Consider the following 20,124-nt stretch of genomic DNA (forward strand, 5'->3'; position numbering starts at 1 on the left):
GATCGATCGGCTAAAAATCAATCCTAGGGATGATTTCACCCTTAATCCTGTTTAATTGAGGGGTCGATCGCGCGTTTCGCTTGGATTCTACAATACTGTACTTGGGGGCGCTGCACTCGCAGCCATGCCGAAAAAATCCGGTTTTTGAGGGCGCACCAGCTCGAAACCAAGAGACAACAAGCTTTCACAACTGTTTTGGCAGCCCCGCCGTCCACAGCAAGTACAGTTAATACAACGCGATCGGCTGCTGCACAGTCCATGACAATTAATGTAGAATAATACCACCGCTCCGAGAAATATTTGTGGGTCGATCGTGTCAAAATTACTGAATTTTATGAAAATTGTGTAAAATTTAGTGTTCTATTTGTAAAGTTTAGCCTTCGCTTTCGCTCAGGGTCTGACATCTCACAACAGCACGCAAGTAAACAAGTAAAAAAATACAAATTATTTGATCTCAACCTGACTTTATGAGCAAAGTTCTAGTCATATTAGGCGAATTGAGCGATCGCGACATCGATTGGATGCTCGCCAACGGCACCCGCACCCAAGTCCTCCCCGGCACAACTCTGATCACCGAAGGTAAGCCCTTAGACGCTCTGTACATAGTTCTGGAGGGAACTTTGAGCGTTGCTGTATCATCTTTGGGCGACAAAGAAATCGGAAAAATTATTTCCGGCGAAGTGTTAGGCGAAATGTCTTTTGTAGACGGGAGGCTTCCTTCTGCTAGCGTCACGGCAATTGAAGAGTGCCTCATCCTGTCAATTCCCCGGCGCCTACTAACTGAAAAACTTGAGCAAGACGTGCTTTTTTCCCTGCGGTTTTATCGGGCGATTACCAAATTTCTGTCATCGAGACTGCGGGGTACAGTCAAACGCTTCGGCGATGAGAGTGATTGTTTAATATATCAAGATCCCGACGACGAGGACTCCATCCCGCAAAATGTCGAAAATCCAGATTTGGCGGAATCGAGATTTCAATGGCTGTTGGAGCGTTTGAAGAGGAGTTGAAGGAAGAGGGAAGTTCGGCAACGGATTCGCTCGACGGATGTAACGGATTTCAGGAAGAAGGAAGAGGGAAGAGAAAGTAACACCTATTTCCAATTACCAATTCCCAATTAGAAAACATATTTTTCAGCGACGCGCCAATAGCGAGAAAAACGCTTCAAATCAATGTAACCATCGTAGCGGACAAAGGGTTCGGGTGGCAAAACTTCTACAGGGTGCGATCGCTTAATTTCCCGGCAAATATCCTGAAACCGAGGACTGGGACTTTCGGTAGTTACCACTTGATTGGCGCCGGATTCGATCGCAAAAGCGATAACTTCTGCAGCCACATCACCCCGCCGAATAACTACTGGCAACTCCAGCAAACATTCGTAAATAAACACCATTCGTTTGAGACTCAACTGCCATTCATCAATGAGCGCATCATCCCAAACCCAGATGGTCGGCGCCTCTGGGTGCGCTTGAAAAGCCGGGCCTTCAGGACTCAAGCAGTCACCGTGCAGCCAAATAATCGGATTGTTCATAAATTGCGAATTGTTGACTGTTGACTGTTGACTGTTGACAACTGACTACTGTTGACTACTGACTACTGACTAATAACTTTTTAATTTCTGCGACCTTTTTTAGGGCCTTGCCAACTTTTAGAACCGCCGCTACGATCGACCTTTTCTCCATGAGGAAACAACTGCCCTTCCAAATATTCGTAAGTCCCCTCAAAATCGCATTGCCCATACAGAGGACAATCGCGACAATAAACCGCCTTAGTGTAACGCTCCAAATTTTCGCGATTAAAAAAATAAGGTTTGTGACTAAAAGTGCTTGCTACCCACTGCCAAGAAAGATTATTGCTCGCCGGATCTCCATCTAGCAAATGTTGCAAAAACCAGCGAGCTCCGGCTTGCCAACGCACGCGGCGCCAGTGTACGAGATAAGCGGCAGTCCACATCCGCTGGTGATTGTGCAAATAACCAGTTTCTCGCAACTCCCGGCTGAAACTGTCGATGCAAACCAAACCAGTCGAGCCCTCGACGACATCCTGTGGCAGAGTTTCGCTGTAATCTTTAGCAGTGTAACCAGTTTTGTACGGTTCCCGGTCTTGCCAAATGCCGTTGCCCAATTCGGCGTACAGTCGCTGCCAATAATCCCGCCAACCCAACTCGTTGACAAGTTTCACAGCTTCTTCTGGATGCCGCACCTTCTCCAGCACGGCATCCCGGACTTCCGCAAGACTCAAAACGCCGTAGCGCAAATAGGGCGACAAGCGCGTTACCGCACCGTTGAGGAAATTGCGGGTTGAGGCGTATTTGCCGGGGTCAATTTGTTGCAGGGCTGTCTCGGCTGCTTTCCGCCCGCCTGGGGTTGGGGGTACGCTGCTGTCCCGGCCGGCGGCTTCGGGGAAATGTTCACGCACGTAGGCAATTAATTCATCGCGGCTGGCAAATTCCCGCTTCATGTCCTGACTCATTGTTTTCTCAAGCGCCTGCTATTCTTTACTCATGTTAAAGCTATTCGATCGGGCGTGCCGGATCGATGTCCTAAATTGCCCTTCACTCCTGGTAACGTACAGCTTGCCCCAGCCGTAATAGATCGTCGGATCGCAGCCAAAATTAGCATCAAAGTTCAGTACACTCAGGGATAGATATAATACCAAAATCTTATGGAAACTTTTCCGGCGCACGCTAAAGCGATCGCCAGCTTAACTAACGGACAGCTGCAAGGTACAAAACAACTGGAAAACAGCGAAGTTCAAGAGTTCGATCGAGCCATGATGCGCCGCTGCATAGAATTGGCTCGCCGTGCTCTCGGCAAAACCGCACCCAACCCCCTTGTCGGTTCTGTAATTGTCCGAGACGGCAAGATTGTCGGCGAAGGGTTTCATCCCGGTGCCGGTCAACCTCACGCCGAAGTTTTTGCGCTCCGGGAAGCGGGGGAACTCGCCGCAGGAGCGACCGTCTACGTGAACCTGGAACCATGCAACCACTACGGCCGGACTCCTCCCTGTTCCGAAGCTTTAGTTAAGGCCAAGGTGGCAAAAGTAGTGGCTGGCATGGTCGATCCGAATCCTTTGGTAGCTGGAAGTGGGCTAGCCCGGTTGCGAGAGGCTGGCATTGAAGTGGTGGCGGGAGTGGAAGGGGAAGCTTGCCAGAAACTCAACGAGGCTTTTGTGCACCGGATTTTGTACCGCCGGCCTTTTGGAATTTTGAAATATGCAATGACTTTGGACGGTAAAATTGCTACCAGTAGCGGCCACAGCGCTTGGGTGACAGGCGAGGAGGCTCGGAGCGAGGTACACCGGGTGCGCGTCGGCTGCGATGCTGTGATTGTTGGGGGAAACACGGTGCGTCTGGACAATCCCCTGCTGACGAGTCACAAGCCTGATAGGAATAATCCTTTGCGGGTGGTGATGAGCCGCACTTTGGATTTGCCGAAGTCGGCTTGGTTGTGGGAAACCTCTGTGGCGGCTACTTTGGTGCTGACTGAGCCTGGGGTTAACCCGGAATTTCAGGAATTTTTGATCGCCAAAGGGGTGGAAGTTGTGGAGCTCTCGCCTCTGACACCGACTAATGTTATGGCTTATTTGTACGATCGATCTTTTCTTTCTGTACTCTGGGAGTGCGGTGGCACTTTAGCCGCTCAGGCAATTGCTGAGGGTGCAGTTCAAAAAATTATGGCTTTTATTGCTCCTAAAATTGTCGGTGGCAAAGGTGCTCCAACTCCTGTAGGAGATTTGGGCTTTTCCGCAATGACTGATGCTTTGACTTTAGAGCGGGTTTCTTGGCGCACAGTTGGTGCAGATTGTGTGGTAGAAGGCTATTTAAAAGTTAAAGATTGAAAGTTAAAAGCGAGTCTTTTGAGTTTCTGATTTTTAACTTTTAACTCCTTTTATGGTTGAAATTCTGATTTGGAGTTTGATGATTGGCAGTCTCGGCTTGGAGGCTGCGCTTGTGGGTCTTTTGGTGAACCACGAGCAATTGGATGCGGGGCAAAAATGCGATGAGGAGGAGGAAGTTTTGACTCGGTACGAATCTCAAGAAGATAATTTTAATGCGCCTGAAAATGCGCGATCCAATGGCAATCCCCAGTCTGAACCAAATTCTGTTGATTTGACGGTTTGGGAGTACAAGATTGTGCGGGCTAGCAACGATTTGTTCCGCAATCCTGCGATTTTTCACAAGCTATGCCAGGAAGAGGCGGAAGTTGGCTGGGTTTTGCTCGAAAAGCTAGACGACAGGCGGGTGCGGTTCAAACGTCCGATCGCGCTGCGGGATGCCCCGATGCCTAATTTACCCATGTTTGACCCTTACCGCACTCATTACGGCCCGATCTCGAATGCGATGACTTGGGCTGCGACGATCGTGTTTATGAGTGCGATCGTGCTTCCTGCTATTTTGGGCTATGCTTTGGTGTCTACTACTCTAAGCAGAAGTCGCTCTAATTGGCCTCCGGCACCTGTTCAATCTTTGCCTTCTCCCAGCGGGCCAGCAACTAATAAGTGAAACCTGGGCAAATTGTCGCTCGCCCTTTTTGCAGCCTGTTTTATAGCAAGTCTAAATCATTTGTGAACCAGATGTTTCTTTACGAACCGCGAAGGCGCAAAGACCGCGAAGGAAGACAGGAGAAGTGAGGAGAAGTCGCGGTTTGTTTGAATGATTTAGGCTTGCTATATACGTTATTTTGATTTTATAATTGGGGCGGTATTACTGAGGGAGCGGCTAGCAATCTCAAGTCATAATTTGTATCGCCTTGAAATTGAGAAACGCGGACAAAATAAGTCCCCGCAGGTAAAGCCCCATTGCTGACAATTGTTTCTGAAGCCGTGCCTAAATTGTTAGACGAAGCAATAAGATCATCTAATCCAACTGCGCCGTTGCCGTTGAGATCTTGAATTAATTCAACATCAACATCTGCACTCAAACCGTCAACAGTTACACTGAAAAGGCTGGGAGTATTGAGGATGAAACTGTAAATGTCGGCTGGTTCCGCTGCTCCCACCAAATCGCTCGCCGTTTGAATTTCTGTGAGAATGCCCAGGCTTTTTGCTGCGTTCAAATTGTCGGCGGGATCGGGGAGAGTGCTCAACAGTCCTTCTTGTTGACCGAATTGAATGTAATGGTCGATCGCACTTTTAACTGCGCCGCTTTGGACTGCTGCTGCTACCAGCGGATATTTTTCTAGATAAAAGCTGGGATCGAAGAAAACGCTGGCTTTGCGGTTTTCTAATTGACCGGCTTTGAAGTAGTGTTCAAAAGGGGTAAATTGATTTGTTTGGACTGCTGTCTGAACATCTGGGTTGCTTGCTAAATAGAAACCAACATCGAAGAAAGGGTTGGGGTTGCGTCGTTCAAATTGACCGAATCTAATAAAGTGATCGGCTGCTGAAAAGCCATTGAGTTTGGCTGATACCGCTACATCTGTATTGGTGTCTAAATAATAGCTGGCGTCGAACAGGGCATTCGGGTCGCGATTTTCAAATTTGCCAATTTTTCGGTAGTGATCGAAGGGACTCGATACCGTGCCTCTGGCAACTGCTACGGCCACATCTGGGTTGTTTTCGAGATAAAATTTGCTGTCGAACAGTGTTCTGAGGGTTAGCATTATTAAAAAAATCTCTCTGGACTTTAGTCTGGAAATTGCACGATCGAGAATCCAGTTTACATCAAAGTTTTGTTTTGTGAGGATGTCTTAATTATGGCTAAATCTGGACTGATGGCAATGCTGCGCCGCGCTGCGAGTATTGCTCAGAAATCAAGGGAAACGGGCATTCCGGCTGATGAACTGCTGGGGATGCTGAGCGCTGGCATTCCCAATTCTCCCATATCTCGGCGCCGCTTGCTGCACGGAGGTTTAGCTGCTGCGGGGGCTGTGGCTGCTGCGACTTTTACCAGGGAGGGAGGGGGAGCTTTTGCTCAACAGGGCGGACGATCGCCGATTTTGGTTGTGGGTGCGGGGATTGCGGGTTTGACGGCGGCCTATCGCTTGCGCCAAGCGGGCGTGCGCGCCGATATAATCGAGGCAACTAACCGCGTGGGGGGGCGGATTCGCACTATTCCCAAGGTGGCTGGAACGCTGATTCCGGCGGATCTGGGGGGAGAATTTATTGACACCGGCCACACTAATTTAATCTCGCTGGCGACGGAATTGGGTTTGCGGGCGATCGACTTAGCCCAAGTGCAGAGTGGACTGGTGAAGGATACTTTTTTCTTTCAAGGGCGCCGCTTTTCTCTTGAGCAAATAATCGCAGATTTTGCGCCGCTAGCGAGTAAAATTACTGCTGATTTGGAGGCGGTTGGCGATGAAATTAGCTATCAAGATTTTACAGAAGCAGCGGAAAGATTGGACAATCTTTCGATCGCTGAATATGTAGATCAAGCTGAGACTAGCACGATTGTCCGGCAGCTACTCCGCATTGCTTATACGGGAGAATACGGTCGAGATCCTGAAGAACAGTCGGCGTTAAATCTGCTGTTTTTAATCGGTTCTGAACCGGGCAGTTTTGAATTGTACGGCAACAGCGATGAGCGTTATCAAATTGACGGGGGTAATAGTCAAATTATCAACCGTTTGGCGGGTCAATTGTCTGGTTCGATCGAGGCGGGGACGGTTTTGGAAGCGATTACTCTTTTGCCGGATGGCCGCTATCGGGTAAATTTGCGATCGGGACAAAGCGCCTTCGAGCGCACTTACGAGCGAGTTTTGTTAACTTTGCCGTTCAGCACTCTGCGAGACGTTAAAATTAACGTACCTTTGCCCCAACCGAAGCGTAGGGCGATCGAGCAATTGGGTTACGGTACTAATTCTAAGTTAATTACCGGCTACCGCAGCCGAATTTGGCGGGAACCTTATCGATCGACTGCTTCTGTTTATAGCGATTTAGGATTCCAGAGTACCTGGGAAGCTACGCCTTTTGTTGCTACTCCTAACGGTTTAGTTACTAATTTTACAGGAGGAAAGCAGGGTTTGTCGATCGGTGCCGGAACTCCCGAAGACCAAGCACAAAGATTTTTGAACCAATTTGAAAGAGTTTTTCCCGGAGTGAGAAATTTGCGATCGGGCAAAGCTGTGCGAGCTTATTGGCCGGGAGAACGCTTTTCTAAAGGTTCTTATTCCTGCTATTTAGTCGGACAGTGGACGCAAATGTACGGGGTTGAAGGCGAACGAGTTGGCAATTTATATTTTGCCGGGGAACACACTTCGCTGGAAAATCAAGGTTACATGGAAGGCGGTTGCGAAACTGGACAAAGGGCGGCTGTTGAAATTTTGCAAGACTTGGGTTTGATACCTTCTGCTGATGCTTTGAATGCTCGAACTGCGAGCAATTTGAACAATCGCCGTCCCAGCCGGAAAGTTCCCGGAGCGCAGAATCTTAGGAATAGGAAGCCGAGTATTAGATAATCTCCCAAGGTGCGTATTTAATGCTTGTTTGCCGTTGCTCCTAGCCCGTGCATCTAATTCTTGTGGGGTGGGCTTGTAGCCCGCCCAAAAATACAATTTAGATGCCCAACAGCTTAAAGCCATTTTACTGATTTTAAATCGGAACTTACCCCCTGCGGGGGTAGTTCTGTGGGCTGTATTCTTTGTCCCGTCTCGGTTTTAGCGACTTGACTGCCGACAAACCGTAGTCATGTATTTAAGATTTTCTCAATATTTAGGGCGAGAGTATTGTTCTATAGATGAATTTAAGCAAAAACCCAGCCACATAAGGGTTGTAAGAGATTGTAGTCATCTAAAAGACTTGGACGCTCCGGGCAAGTCTCACCTCGCAATGGTTTCACACGGAACTTACCCCGTGTGCGGGGTAAGTTCCGTTAAATCAGTAAAATTACTGATGTTTGAGATCTGTCATCTACCTTAAGATAGAAATCATGAAGTTATCCGAGCATCATTAGGGAAGTACCACGGGAGCATCACCCATACCAGGTGTCGCTGATGGACATGAATGATGAGAATTGCCCCATCCGCTACAGGTAGTTTCCACCAAAGCACAATTTTTCCTACCCATAAGAAAAGATGAATCAATTGAAGCAGTCGGTAAAGCAGTTTTGGTCGATCGCAAACCCCTACTTCTTTTCCAGAGAAAAATGGGGAGCTAGGGGGTTGTTCGCCCTCATAATGTTATTAATGCTAGGTTTCAATGCTGTGGGCATAGTCCAGAGCTATATTATGCGGGACTTGATGAATGCAGTCACGGGAAAGAATGTTTCAGACTTCTATAAGATGTGGCTGATGCTATTGGGTCTGTTTGCCATATTCACGCCCATTATGGTTTTCTTCTTATATTCGCAAAATGTACTGCAACTCTACTGGCGAAAGTGGCTAACGAATCACTTACTGAAGAAATATTTTAGCAATCAAAGTTTCTACAAAATTAAGTTCAATGATAAGGTTGATAATCCCGATCAGCGTTTAGCTGAAGACGTTAATTTGTTTGTTAAGCAAAATATTGATATTTGGGGATTATTATTCAACCAAGTTGTCACAATAATTTCTTTTCTCGGCGTTCTCTTTACAATTGACAAGGCACTGACTTTAGTTGTATTTATACTGGCTGTTTTTAGAACTGTTTTCACTATCTTTATAGGTAAGAGATTAAGTAGATTAAAGTTCAATCAGTTACAACGAGAAGCAAATTTTCGCTATAGTTTGGTTCATCTTCGAGATCACAGTGAATCCATTGCTTTTTACCGAGGTGAAGAGCGTGAATTTAGTGCAGTATCACAGCGATTTAATGAAGTATTGAATAATTTTAATAACCTGATTGTCTTGCAGCGTAACCTTGGTTTCTTTACCCAAGGAACAGGGATGATATTTACAAATTTACCTATAGTTTTTTTAGCTCATCGATACTTTGCGGGTCAGATAGATTTTGGGCAGGTAACGCAAGCTTCTGGAGCGTTTGTGTCTATTTTAAGTGCCCTGGGCTTTATTGCCGAGAATTTTGATATGCTAACTAACTTTACCACTCAGATTAATCGTTTAGGAACATTTGATCGGGTTCTGTCCGAGCAAATGGCAGCACCTCGAGCCGGCATGGCAACGATTGATGTTGTGGAACAGCACTATCTCGCTCTCCAACGAGTTACCTTAGAGACGCCTAACTATGAGCGAATCTTAGTTAGAGATTTATCTTTCAAGGTGGGGCAGGGTGAAAGCGTCTTGATTGTTGGACCTTCTGGCGCTGGCAAGAGTTCGTTAATGCGAGCGATCGCAGGATTGTGGAATGGGGGTACGGGTTGCATTGTCCGTCCTAAACCGGAGGAAACGCTGTTTTTGCCCCAACGGCCTTATATGCTGCTAGGGGACTTACGCAGCCAATTGCTATATCCCAACACCAGCGGTCAAGTTACTGATGAACAACTGCACGAAGTACTCGAACAAGTCAATCTTTCCCATTTGCCAGAACGGGTAGGTGGATTTGATGTGGAATTGGAATGGGCTGATGTTTTGTCACTAGGAGAACAACAACGGTTAGCATTTGCACGCCTACTGCTGACTAAACCTCGCTACGCTATTTTGGATGAATCAACGAGTGCATTGGATGTGGCTAACGAGAGACGGCTCTATCAGTTGCTCAAAGAAACAGGAACTGCCTTTATCAGTGTCGGTCACCGTCCGACTTTGGTACAGTATCACGAGCAGGTCTTAAGGCTAGTTGGTAATACCAATTGGCATCTGATATCGGCTCAAGATTACACCCCCGATCTCGCCGAGTTTGCTTGAAAAATGCAATTGCCGAACTGCAAGTAATGGTCTTTACCGTATCCGCCTCAAAATTCCAGGCGTGCGATCGGGTAGAACAGAGTAACTTTTGACCGTACCTGTCCATCACTTCCCTTTTAGGAGTTTTTCAATAGCGTCGCGTGTTGCCCTAGCATTGACATCACTTGAAAGCAGTTGATAAAGACTCCAACGCAGTATAGCAATCCTAAATCATTCAGATAAATTTGTAGGGGTAGTGCCCCCGTGCCTACCCCCTCTCTATCGGGGCAACCACGGGGGGATTGCCCCTACAATAATTACGCAAATCATTTAGGATTCCTATATACTGATAGCGATCGCCCTGTTTGAAAAGATGTAGTGGAGAAAGCAGTTATAGTTCTGCTGCCCTAGTGCTACACCAGCAGATGCAACCCGCTACTATCCGCAGGGTTCGCGTGAAGATAGCGACCCGTCGTCTCAATTTAGCTGTGTCCCAATGTTGCTTGCACCAAGTTGATGGGCACACCCCTATTCAATGCCTGACTGGCGGGAGAATGCCTTAGCCAGTGCGGCGAAACTTTCCCCTCAACCTCGACCCGCTTGCCGGCAGTCGCTAGAATTTTGAGAACGTGGGATGGGGTCAAGTGCTCTCCTTTCCTGCTCAAGAACACCACAATCAGTTCTAACGTTTTTGTCCTGGGTTATCTTGAGTAACGACCATGACTTTACTTTACTTTCTAAAGTTTGATGTCTTATTATAGCACAATGCAGCGTGAGTGCGACACCCCCTAAATATAGATATGCTAGCCTAAATTTTAGCTGTCTAGTATTGTAGAATTCATTTCCTAACTTGCCTAAAAAAGCATGATTTATTTACATTTAACAGTAGCTTTATCTAGTTTACTAATGTCCCCGATATCAGCTCGCCTTTTGATTGCAGACGCTACAAATACAATTGCCCAAAACTCCGAAATTGACGAGCCGTTTTGCTACATGAAAACCCCCGACGGCAAAACAATAGACTTAGGCAAGTTGTGCGAGAAACAGCCAGCTTTAGGAACTTCCCAAACTTGCATTCCCGGTTCCAACATTGCTGCGAAGGTGTCAATTGCGGCGACTAATTATGACGGCAAGTTTTTTAGCGGTCAAGTCCTTAATCAAGGCTGCAAAATAATCAAGAATGTCAAAGTCAATTATGAAGTTTTGGACGAGTCAGGCAATTTAATTGACAACGGATTTATCTACGCTGAACCAGTTACTCTTGCACCCGGACAGTCAGCCGCCTTTCGGGGTGCAGTTGTCGCGGGGGCTAAAGTACAGGCTACTCATGCCGACGGTCAGGAATGATTTTAGATTTTAGATTTTAGATTTTAGATTGAAGAATTGGATAGTTAACCCACGGATGAATCCGGGGGCTTTGTATCCCGGATGCTTTCGGTGAAGAATGATTGTGGAGATTTGCCCGATCGCTGTTATCATGTTTTGGCTCAGATATCTCTATGACTTACGCAGAGATCCCCCTAAATCCCCCTTCAAAAGGGGGACTTTGAATAATAATCTTGTCCCCCCCTTACTAAGGGGGGTTAGGGGGGATCGAAGTTTGAATATTCTTGCAGAGATCCCCAAAAACAGAATTTGCGAGGGCAAAATATCTTGAAAACTCGATCGACATACTGGCAAATCTTACCCTACCTCCGTCCCCAAAAACAAACCATCGGTAAAGCATTAGCTTGTACCGTAGTATTTACCGTATTTTGGCCGATTATAGCGTGGCTGGTTGGCGAAACAGCCAAATTTATAGGTAAAGGAGATTTACAAGGGTTCGCTCAAATTGCTGCACTCAGCGCCATTATATTTCTACTTCGCGGTACAGCCCAGTACGGTCAAGATACGCTGATGGCAAAAGCAGCTTTGACTATTGCTTTAGAAATTCGCAAAAAAGTCTACTCCCACCTGCAAAAACTCAATCTCGGCTACTTTGAAACTGCCAAAACCGGAGACTTATCCTACCGCCTCACCGAAGATATTGACCGCATTGGCGAAGTGATAAATAAATTTTTTCATCAGTTTATTCCTTGTATTTTGCAGCTAATTGCGGTCTTGGGATATATGATTTATCTCAACTGGCAATTAACCTTGGGTGCATTAATTATTGCACCGCTGATGGCTATTTTAATTGGTTGGTTTGGCGAGAGATTGCTGAGTTACTCGCGGCAAAGTCAAAATCGCATCTCTGATTTATCCGCTTTGCTGACAGAAGTATTTAGCGGCATTCGTTTAATCAAAGCATTTGTGGCTGAAGACTACGAAATTGCCCGCTTTGCAGAAGAAGCAGAACAAAACCGGCGCGCTAAGTATTTGTCAGAAAGAGTAAAAGCACTTCAGTTCGTTGTAGTAGGCTTTTTGGAAGCGATGAGCGTGATTTTGCTTTTTTTCCTGGGTGGTTGGCAAATTTCTCAAGGAAACCTCACAGGTACTCAATTTATCAGTTATATCGCAGGGGTGGCACTTTTAATTGACCCGATCGCTATTACAACTGCTAATTACGGGGATTTTAAGCAGGGAGAAGCTTCTAGCGATCGCATTTTTGAATTATTAGCAATTGAACCCGCTGTAGTCGAAAAGCCTGGGGCGATCGAACTTCCCCATGTTACCGGAAAAGTCGAATACCGCAATATTAATTTTGCCTACCCCCCTCAACCCCCCCTTGATAAGGGGGGGCAAGGGGGGGTTCCGATTCTGCAAAACATGAGTTTGTTGGTGCTTCCCGGAGAAATGATTGCTCTCGTGGGTGCATCCGGTGCGGGTAAAACTACTTTAGTAAACTTATTACCCAGATTCTACGATCCGCAAGCGGGACAGATTTTAATTGACGGTATTGATATTCAAGATGTTACCTTAAATACTCTGCGGCGACAAATTGGAATTGTACCGCAAGAAACGATTTTATTTTCTGGTACAATTGCTCAAAATATCGCTTTCGGTCAATCTTATTATGAACTGAAAGATGTTCAAAAAGCTGCGGAAATTGCCAACGCTCATCAATTCATTAGTCAGTTTCCCGACGGCTATCAAACTTGGGTAGGAGAAAGGGGTGTAAATTTGTCTGGGGGACAGAAACAAAGAATTGCGATCGCCCGTGCAGTTTTGCTTGATCCCAGAATATTGATTTTGGATGAAGCGACATCGGCGCTGGATTCGGAATCCGAAAGTTTAGTGCAGGAAGCGCTGGAAAGATTGATGCGCGATCGCACTGTGTTTATTATCGCGCACCGCTTGGCTACTGTGCGGAGAGCCGATCGCATTTTAGTTTTGGAAAAAGGCAGAATTGTGGAATCAGGGACGCACGAGGAGTTGCTGGAAAAGGGCGATCGATATGCTGGCTACTACGCTCAACAGTTTAGTCAGTAGGCTACGTTAGAAACCGGGTTTTTGGCCATTTCTGCTGGCCTCAACCAAGTATTCTGGAAAAAACCCGGTTTCTGACTACCCGTGCGTAAGTTCGACAAGAAACCGGGTTTTTGGCCGTTTCTGCTGGCCTCAACGAAGTATGCTCGAACAAACCCGGTTTCTGACCACCCGTGCGTAAGTCCTAATCTAGCAAAAATTTCATTCAAAAGCCTCTCTCGTCTCCAAAGACAATTGATCTCTGACTAGCATAAAGCCGTCAGAAAACATATTCAAACTATCAAAAAAAGTTTTCCAAGGCTTTTCTGGTATAATCACAAAAACTTCAACCTCTTCGCCCACAGATCCAAGTGGCACTTGAATTTCAAGTTTATTCCCTGCAAGAACTTTGGTTATAATCAGTATTGCTGACTGCATAGTTTCTCCTTTTTGATGATTAATTTTCAACAGCCCCTAAAGCTTTGAGCGTGGCTTTTTCTACTTCCGTTAAACCCGTAACTCCCGTGATATTCATATTTTCATAAGGTCGATCACTTTTGAGTATTTTGAGGCACCCACCGGTCTCAATCTCCCAAATCATAATTGTGCCATCCCGACTACAACTAGCAATAATTTGATCGTTTGATTTGAAGGCAACAGAGTTAATTCTATTGGTATGACCTTGCAAAATTTTTAGACATTGACCTGTACGGATATCCCATATTCTTACCGTTCCATCTACACTTCCACTAGCAACTATTTCCCCCGAATAACTAAAGGCAACTGAACGTATCCAATCAGTATGCCCTTGCAAGATTTTGAGGCATTCACCACTGCGAACATCCCATAATCTTACTGTTCGATCGACACTTCCAGTGGCAAGTATTTCACCGTTATTGCTAAAGGAGATTCCGGGTGCCCAATTCGTATGCGCCTGCAAGATTTGGAGGCATTCACCAGTATGGATATCCCACAGCCTCACCGTTCCGTCAAAACCTGCACTGGCAAATATTTCGCCCAAAGGACTGAAAGCAGCCGAGTGTACAGAATTGTTATGCCCGTCCAACGTTTTGAGGCATTCGCCAGTACCGATATCCCACAGCCTCACGGTTTGGTCATAACCTGTACTCGCAAGTATTTCACCATTTGAACTGAAGGCGATCGATCGTGTTTCATTGCCAAATTCTGGCAAAGTATGGAGGCATTCACCACTGCGAATATCCCACAGTTTCAGTGTTTGGTCGTAACTAGCGCTGGCAAGTATTTCACCCGAAGGATTGAAGGCAACTAAGTTTACCCGATCGAGGTGTCCGCGCAAGATTTGGGGGCATCCACCACTGCGGACATCCCACAGCTTGACTGTTTGGGCGTCATCGCCGCTGGCCAGCATTTCACCGTTGGGACTGAAGGCGATCGACCTTACTTGATTGCTATGCCCTTGCAGTGTATTCAAGCATTCACCGCTGTTGATATCCCACAGCTTCAGCGTTTTATCGTAACTGCCGCTAACAAGTATTTCACCCCCAGGATGGAAGGCGATTGACCCTACTCGATCGTTATGCCCTTGCAAAGTATTCAAGCATTCACCGCTGTTGATATCCCACAGTTTTGCTGTGCGATCGTGACTGCCACTTGCAAGTAGTTCGCCATTTGGGCTAAAGGCGATCGACTTTATTTGATCGAAATGTCCCTCCAAAGTTTTGAGACATTCACCGCTACCAATATTCCACAGCTTCACTGTTTTGTCGCCGCTGCCACTAGCAAGTATTTCACCAGCAGAATTGAAAGCAACTGAAAACACGTTTTTAGTATGACCGTGCAAAATTTTGATGCATTCACCAGTACCGACATTCCACAGCCTTACTGTATTGTCGCCGCTGCCACTGGCAAGCATCTCATCAACAGGATGGAAAGCGACTGACAATACAACTTTAGTATGGTCTAGCAAAATTTTGAGGCATTCACCCGTGCGGATATCCCATAACCTTATCGTGCGATCGAAACTCCCGCTAGCGAGTATATTTCCATCGGGATTGAAGGTGACAGACATTACTGATTCGGTATGTCCCTGGAAAACTTTTAAACATTCACCAGTCTTGACATCCCATAACTCGATCGTTTTGTCATAACTGGCGCTAGCAAGTATTTTGCCGTCAGGACTGAAGGCGACTGACTCCACCACGTTGGTATGTCCTTTACAGGTCAATATTTCTCTGAAACTGCTAGCTTCCCACAAGCGAACTACACCATCAGTATCACCTGTAGCTAACAGTTTCCCATCAGGGCTAAATATTACTGACCGAACACTGCTGAAGATTTTAGTAAAATCAGAATTAGCCAAATTAGCTTCAGCAAAGTTGACGCCACGCAGCGTCGCATTTGTAAAATCAGCACCTAAAATAACCGCACGAGAAAGGTCTTTTGTTTCTAACCCCGTGCGATCGATTTTCACCAACAGCGTCGCCGCATTCCCTCCCACATAACCTACCTCACTTTCAGTTTTTCCCCGCGTTGCTTCTATAATTTCCAATAATTCCTCCGTAGCTTCCCTTACATCGAGGCAGGGCCGGCACGAGGACACCGCCCCTACCATTGGTAACAACAAATCCATCACTGCTTTTGTCAGCGGTGCGTGTCCAAAACTCTGACGGAGTTGCCCTAAATCTTCAGCAACAAATCCTTTCAAAGGCGCGATCAGTTCGTTGTTATTTCTCTTCTGGGCCTGAAGCCGACAATAATTAGACCAAGTGTATTCTTGAGGCGCTGCATTAGCATCTAAACAAGACTGTTCAGGCGCAACTAATTCGGTAAAATCTGCCGCCAAAACTCCCAATTCTGCTGCAAATTTATAAGCGACAAAAAACTCTAATAACGAACGGTGCGCCGGAGTATAATCGCCATCAGCATTACGGATCAGCATTGTCTGACCCATCATATCGTAGTGCCAGTGGTCTAAGTCTTTTTCCTCTTGGACGACGGAACCAAACAGGTTGCGAATGCGATCGGGAAAACCGCGATAATTGAGACTCATTTGGTTGGTAGACAGCATTTCCCAAGACAGTTCGCACAAAAAGTAAAGCTTATCTGCTACAGACGTAAAAGTACGTTCTGCTTTGATATCTCTCTCTATCTTCCGCCGCACCGCATACAGATAAATCCGCGACATATCTACTGGTTTTCCAGCTTCAATATCGGGCAATGCTTCCAAAATTAACTCGGTCATCACCGGGCGACGCGCTAAATCCAATAACTGCGGGTTTCCCATCACTTTTTCTACAGTCGCGGCTTCTGTTTGAAATGACAGGGCTTGCCCAATTTGCTCGTCGTTAAATTTCTCTAATTCTAAGACTTCAAATTGGGGAGTTTCGCCTGTCAAAATGGTTGTTGATGCTTGCAGTTCTGCATTGAACAATGCCCGTCCTTCCTTGCCTTCAGGAAAGTGTTCGGTACGGCAAGTGAGGATGACTTTTGCACCGGGAACGACGGTTTTTGCTAGTTCCCAGAAGTTGTTGATGGTTTCTTGCCGATCGCACTTAGCGGCCATTTCATCAAAACCATCGAAAATCAGCAGAAATTTGCCCATGCGATTGAGTTGTTCAAAGGCCGAATAACCCGCCAAAGGTATCTCGTGCTTCCGAAAGAAAAACTCGGAAAATAGCGACTCGACACTAACTGCTTTGGCGTAATCTCGCAAAGGAATTACTAACGGCAAACGCGGACGTTCTAAGCCGCGCTTTTGAGCATCTCGGTAGCGTTGTAGCGCCATCCAAGCATAGTGCATCGCAAACCAAGTTTTCCCGGTTCCAAATTCTCCTAAAACTGAAATATGTTCTTTTACTGGGTCATTCAACCACAGGTCAATATAACCTTCGATCCAGCCATCTCGTCCGTCATAATGACTCACGCCTATCTTGCGGTGAGTATCGGGATCAATTTCTTCTTTCGTACAGGCTAGCGGCACATATTTGGTATCAATTTCTCGGCTAGTAATTTCTGTTTCTAGCCAATCCAGATAAGCGGTGAAATCGGCATCTTGGTCGAGTAATTCATCGAAGGTATAACAAGCTAAATCGCGATTTTCATCTTTTTCTACTTCATCCCGCGCCGCGCGACTGATGCGGCGGGCGGTGACTAACCACCCTTCATCGGTGCGCTGTTTTTCCACCGATTCGCGCAGGGCTGAGATGTCTCTGAGTCCCGCTTCTCCGGCAATTCCGCGCACTAAAATGCGATCGTACCGATTGCGTCTGACAGGAACATTGATAATCCACTCAAAATAGTTATCTTCCGAGATTTGATAGGTTTCAAACTTATAACTTAATGTTTCAAACCAACCACGAACTTGCTGTGATAAAATAAAAACTTGAGACTTTTGAATATTAGTTGATGCTGCTGCTGCGGGAAGTGCGGGATAATCTTCAGATTCCAACCGCGCAAATTCGGTGCGAATTCCTTCGATAGTGGGGAGGCGTTCGATGCGATCCATTACCATAGATAGGCGTTTTTGCAAAGACGCGATCGAATTTCCCATCATCACATCTCCCAGCGTCCGCGTCCGCTTTGCTACTTCCATAAACACGGCGGCAAATGCCATGAATTCCCGTCTGGGGTCAATGCCTAAATCTCGAATTTCTTTGCCTAAAGCACTCTCATTCAGATATTCATCGCCTGCTTGAATTAAAATGGCTGGGCTATCGGACTCAAAAGCTTTGCGAAATGCTGATTCAATTTCTTTTTGGCGAAACAGTTCTAAAATCTGCTTGGGTTTGCCTGCGCCGTATTCTACTAAAGTATAAACATAAACTCCGCTAAAATCTGCCGGCGGAGCATCGGGGTCAAGGTTAAATCTTTTTAATAATTTGATAACTGTTTCGTTGCGCTGAAACTTGTCTTTGATGGTGCCGAAGGGAATTGTCGTCAGGAGGCTGATAACTAAGTCGAGACTAATTAGCATGATTTAGGCTTTCCTGTTTTTCCGTGGAAGTAATGCTCAAATCTAGAATCGGTAGGCTGTGTCCCTGAAATGCGCTGCGCCAGCAAACGGCTGTAATTCTATGTTAACGCATCAGCCAACTGTCGCGCACTGACAATCCGAGATTCGTACAATCCGATATTTGCCCTATTCCCACAGTAATCTAACAATCCGATATTTGCCATTTTCCCACAGTAATCTAACAATCCGATATTTGCCATCTTCCCACAGTCCGCCAGGGGTTGAAACCCCTGGCGGACTGTCGGATTATGGGAATATTTTCACCCCTGCCGAAATGTCGGATTATGGGAATATTTTCACCCCTGCCGAAATGTCGGATTATGGGAATATTTTCACCCCTGCAGCAGCGTGAGAAGGTCGTAAAATATTACCACTTTTTACTAAAAATGACTACTATAATATCGAGAAAAAACCGACACATATTGTAGTAAAGATAGCTCTAGTATTAGTTGTCATCTCCGATTTCTAAAAGTTAAAATATAGATAACTAACAAATAAATCTTGCTAACTATGAAAATACAATCGTCTGTCTTAGTCCACCTGGGATTTGGCAAATATGTACGCTCCGATCGAGTAACAGCAGTAATACCAATTGAAGAAGAACGGGGGCCTGGTCGGCGCACTTTCGTACACGTAGACGGCGAAGCAGACCCGATCGTTGCTTCGCGAGCCGAAGACACCATCATCCGCGACCTCGTACAGGAACCGCGCGAAATAACTCAAGCTAGGCAGCAACAAGAAATCCTCCAAGATTTGCTGGCAGATTTGAGCAATGTTAACGTCACCGTGCGCCGCATCAGCCGCGATGAAGGCGGACTCGATCTCGAACGTTTGGAGCGCCGCATTCGCCAAATCTTAGACGCCTAAAAATAAAAGACCGCCCGCGCGATCTTTCTTATTGTTTGTATCGCTAAAAATTTTCATCTAAGGGTTTCAATGTAATTTCGATGTCCGCTAAACCGGTGAGTTTTTCTACCACGGGCTCTTCTTCAACTCGCGGTACAAAAATAGTTAAACCTCCCGGAACGCACTCAATAGAAACCGGAGTCATGCCGATGATTTCGCCGTCTACAACCACTTTTTGAGGCGGATCGGTAGTAATCTTTACTTTTTTTGCCCGCAAATAACCGATGTCGTCGCGATCCGTAGCATTGCCGCTCAAAGCTGTTTGTAATAGGTGATAAGAAGCTGCGATCGCCCCAGCTTTATTCTGAGGCGCCACCAGCGTCACGTCCAGCAAGCCGTCATCAAAAATAATTCCTGCCGGGCCTTGAGCTAAAATGGAAGTAGGTGGCGCTGCATTCGCCACGGTGACGGCCACAGCAGTAAGGCTGATAATTCTATCTTCGGTTTCGATTTCCGCTTCAAATCTTTCTAAATTGTTTAACTGTTTAATTCCTGAAAGAATGTAAGCCAGCATTCCCCAGCGATTCTTCATTTCGCGATCGGCAAGTTCGACGGTTTCCGCCTCAAAACCCACTCCAGCTAACAAAACCATCGGCATTTCACCGTTGCAAATCGCCGCATCCACCACCCGCGTTAACCCTCCCAAAATATTTTCGCAGGCGGTTTCAATTGTATTCGGAATCTCTAAAGCATTAGCAAAAGCATTAGCCGTTCCCCGCGAAATAATTCCTAAAGGAATATTTGTGCTCACAATCGCCCCAGCAACTGCGGATAATGTGCCGTCGCCACCGCAAGCAATAATTGCCTCAACTCCTCTATCAACTGCTTCGCGGGCGATTTGATCTGCGTCTAATTCTGGAGTTGTCAGCCGAATATCTAAGTCAATAAGAGGCTCTAAAAGTTCCTGAATTCTAGCTAAGTCTTGGTCAGGGTCGCTGTTACCGGCGACGGGATTGAAAATTAGGCAAGCTGAACGTTTCATCTTTGGTAATTGGTAAGGGGTAATTGATAATTGGTAATTGCTCATTGATAATATTATGTCCGGTCAATTGGCAACAATCAAATTGGTTTGTAGTGAGAACTCCAGTCCTCATCAAACTCGCTTAGACTTAAGTTCTCGCTACAAACCTAGAACGG

Annotated in this window: 17 protein-coding genes; 8 read left to right on the forward strand and 9 right to left on the reverse strand. The window is 46.2% G+C overall.

The genetic code is table 11. The annotated features are described in order from the left end of the window. Window positions 1-41: 41 nt before the first annotated feature. Complete coding sequence (locus QUA10_RS15135; protein ID WP_333083342.1) at window positions 42-320, reverse strand: hypothetical protein; 279 nt, start codon at window positions 318-320, stop codon at window positions 42-44. A 147-nt stretch (window positions 321-467) separates the two neighbouring features. Between QUA10_RS15135 and QUA10_RS15140 the strand changes: the two genes are divergently transcribed. Continuing rightward, entirely contained in the window at window positions 468-1,007 is a 540-nt protein-coding gene (locus QUA10_RS15140) for a cyclic nucleotide-binding domain-containing protein (protein WP_333083343.1), read from the forward strand. Window positions 1,008-1,114: 107 nt separating this feature from the next. Here QUA10_RS15140 and QUA10_RS15145 read toward each other — a convergent pair whose 3' ends face one another. Then, a complete protein-coding gene (locus QUA10_RS15145; RefSeq protein ID WP_333083344.1) occupies window positions 1,115-1,528 on the reverse strand; it encodes a hypothetical protein in 414 nt (137 codons plus the stop codon). A gap of 80 nt (window positions 1,529-1,608) precedes the next feature. Beyond that, a complete protein-coding gene (locus tag QUA10_RS15150) occupies window positions 1,609-2,469 on the reverse strand; it encodes an FAD-binding domain-containing protein (RefSeq protein ID WP_333083345.1) in 861 nt (286 codons plus the stop codon). 192 nt (window positions 2,470-2,661) lie between these two features. Between QUA10_RS15150 and ribD the strand changes: the two genes are divergently transcribed. Then, complete coding sequence (gene ribD / locus QUA10_RS15155) at window positions 2,662-3,837, forward strand: bifunctional diaminohydroxyphosphoribosylaminopyrimidine deaminase/5-amino-6-(5-phosphoribosylamino)uracil reductase RibD (RefSeq protein ID WP_333083346.1); 1,176 nt, start codon at window positions 2,662-2,664, stop codon at window positions 3,835-3,837. A 52-nt stretch (window positions 3,838-3,889) separates the two neighbouring features. Beyond that, the gene (locus tag QUA10_RS15160; protein ID WP_333083347.1) at window positions 3,890-4,501 is read left to right on the forward strand and encodes a hypothetical protein; all 612 of its coding nucleotides are present in this window, start codon (window positions 3,890-3,892) and stop codon (window positions 4,499-4,501) included. A gap of 184 nt (window positions 4,502-4,685) precedes the next feature. On the opposite strand, the gene QUA10_RS15165 is transcribed toward QUA10_RS15160, so the two are convergent. Continuing rightward, window positions 4,686-5,600 carry a PPC domain-containing protein gene (locus tag QUA10_RS15165; RefSeq protein ID WP_333083348.1) on the reverse strand — a complete coding sequence of 305 codons (915 nt, stop codon included), beginning with the start codon at window positions 5,598-5,600 and terminating at the stop codon, window positions 4,686-4,688. A 93-nt stretch (window positions 5,601-5,693) separates the two neighbouring features. Here QUA10_RS15165 and QUA10_RS15170 point away from each other — a divergent pair, with 93 nt between their 5' ends. After that, on the forward strand, window positions 5,694-7,397 hold the full coding sequence (locus tag QUA10_RS15170; protein ID WP_333039330.1) for an NAD(P)/FAD-dependent oxidoreductase: 1,704 nt from the start codon (window positions 5,694-5,696) through the stop codon (window positions 7,395-7,397). Between the two features lie 615 nt (window positions 7,398-8,012). Beyond that, on the forward strand, window positions 8,013-9,722 hold the full coding sequence (locus QUA10_RS15175) for an ABC transporter ATP-binding protein/permease (RefSeq protein WP_333083349.1): 1,710 nt from the start codon (window positions 8,013-8,015) through the stop codon (window positions 9,720-9,722). Between the two features lie 461 nt (window positions 9,723-10,183). Here QUA10_RS15175 and QUA10_RS15180 read toward each other — a convergent pair whose 3' ends face one another. Then, on the reverse strand, window positions 10,184-10,375 hold the full coding sequence (locus QUA10_RS15180) for a tyrosine-type recombinase/integrase (RefSeq protein WP_333083350.1): 192 nt from the start codon (window positions 10,373-10,375) through the stop codon (window positions 10,184-10,186). A 190-nt stretch (window positions 10,376-10,565) separates the two neighbouring features. Here QUA10_RS15180 and QUA10_RS15185 point away from each other — a divergent pair, with 190 nt between their 5' ends. Together QUA10_RS15185 and QUA10_RS15190 are read left to right on the forward strand one after the other, a co-directional pair. Then, window positions 10,566-11,048: an FxLYD domain-containing protein gene (locus QUA10_RS15185; RefSeq protein ID WP_333083351.1), complete on the forward strand. Its 483-nt coding sequence runs from the start codon at window positions 10,566-10,568 to the stop codon at window positions 11,046-11,048. Window positions 11,049-11,354: 306 nt separating this feature from the next. Next, entirely contained in the window at window positions 11,355-13,112 is a 1,758-nt protein-coding gene (locus QUA10_RS15190; RefSeq protein ID WP_333083352.1) for an ABC transporter ATP-binding protein, read from the forward strand. 198 nt (window positions 13,113-13,310) lie between these two features. Here the strand turns inward: QUA10_RS15190 and QUA10_RS15195 are convergent, their stop codons facing one another. The 3 genes from QUA10_RS15195 to QUA10_RS15205 form a co-directional block, all read right to left on the reverse strand. After that, window positions 13,311-13,526 (reverse strand): AbrB/MazE/SpoVT family DNA-binding domain-containing protein, encoded by a 216-nt coding sequence (locus tag QUA10_RS15195; protein ID WP_333083353.1) that lies wholly within the window; start codon window positions 13,524-13,526, stop codon window positions 13,311-13,313. Between the two features lie 19 nt (window positions 13,527-13,545). Further along, window positions 13,546-18,042: a WD40 domain-containing protein gene (locus tag QUA10_RS15200; RefSeq protein ID WP_333083354.1), complete on the reverse strand. Its 4,497-nt coding sequence runs from the start codon at window positions 18,040-18,042 to the stop codon at window positions 13,546-13,548. A gap of 98 nt (window positions 18,043-18,140) precedes the next feature. Beyond that, complete coding sequence (locus QUA10_RS15205) at window positions 18,141-18,281, reverse strand: hypothetical protein (RefSeq protein ID WP_333086296.1); 141 nt, start codon at window positions 18,279-18,281, stop codon at window positions 18,141-18,143. A 310-nt stretch (window positions 18,282-18,591) separates the two neighbouring features. On the opposite strand from QUA10_RS15205, the gene QUA10_RS15210 reads away from it, so the two are divergent. Then, a complete protein-coding gene (locus QUA10_RS15210; protein ID WP_333083356.1) occupies window positions 18,592-18,948 on the forward strand; it encodes a hypothetical protein in 357 nt (118 codons plus the stop codon). Between the two features lie 43 nt (window positions 18,949-18,991). Here the strand turns inward: QUA10_RS15210 and QUA10_RS15215 are convergent, their stop codons facing one another. After that, window positions 18,992-20,014, reverse strand: coding sequence for a YegS/Rv2252/BmrU family lipid kinase (locus QUA10_RS15215; protein WP_445251694.1), 1,023 nt, complete (start codon window positions 20,012-20,014; stop codon window positions 18,992-18,994). Between the last annotated feature and the right edge of the window lie 110 nt (window positions 20,015-20,124).

This window comes from Microcoleus sp. Pol8_D6 (genome assembly GCF_036700965.1).
GTDB lineage: Bacteria > Cyanobacteriota > Cyanobacteriia > Cyanobacteriales > Microcoleaceae > Microcoleus.

Coding starts and splice junctions, on each gene's coding strand:
- QUA10_RS15195 (WP_333083353.1), bottom strand. CDS start 13,526: ATGCAGTCAGCAATACTGATTATAACCAAAGTTCTTGCAGGGAATAAA.
- QUA10_RS15165 (WP_333083348.1), bottom strand. CDS start 5,600: ATGCTAACCCTCAGAACACTGTTCGACAGCAAATTTTATCTCGAAAAC.
- QUA10_RS15215 (WP_445251694.1), bottom strand. CDS start 20,014: ATGAGCAATTACCAATTATCAATTACCCCTTACCAATTACCAAAGATG.
- QUA10_RS15170 (WP_333039330.1), top strand. CDS start 5,694: ATGGCTAAATCTGGACTGATGGCAATGCTGCGCCGCGCTGCGAGTATT.
- QUA10_RS15160 (WP_333083347.1), top strand. CDS start 3,890: ATGGTTGAAATTCTGATTTGGAGTTTGATGATTGGCAGTCTCGGCTTG.
- QUA10_RS15200 (WP_333083354.1), bottom strand. CDS start 18,042: ATGCTAATTAGTCTCGACTTAGTTATCAGCCTCCTGACGACAATTCCC.
- QUA10_RS15140 (WP_333083343.1), top strand. CDS start 468: ATGAGCAAAGTTCTAGTCATATTAGGCGAATTGAGCGATCGCGACATC.
- QUA10_RS15185 (WP_333083351.1), top strand. CDS start 10,566: ATGATTTATTTACATTTAACAGTAGCTTTATCTAGTTTACTAATGTCC.
- QUA10_RS15175 (WP_333083349.1), top strand. CDS start 8,013: ATGAATCAATTGAAGCAGTCGGTAAAGCAGTTTTGGTCGATCGCAAAC.
- ribD (WP_333083346.1), top strand. CDS start 2,662: ATGGAAACTTTTCCGGCGCACGCTAAAGCGATCGCCAGCTTAACTAAC.
- QUA10_RS15210 (WP_333083356.1), top strand. CDS start 18,592: ATGAAAATACAATCGTCTGTCTTAGTCCACCTGGGATTTGGCAAATAT.
- QUA10_RS15145 (WP_333083344.1), bottom strand. CDS start 1,528: ATGAACAATCCGATTATTTGGCTGCACGGTGACTGCTTGAGTCCTGAA.
- QUA10_RS15150 (WP_333083345.1), bottom strand. CDS start 2,469: ATGAGTCAGGACATGAAGCGGGAATTTGCCAGCCGCGATGAATTAATT.
- QUA10_RS15205 (WP_333086296.1), bottom strand. CDS start 18,281: ATGGCAAATATCGGATTGTTAGATTACTGTGGGAAAATGGCAAATATC.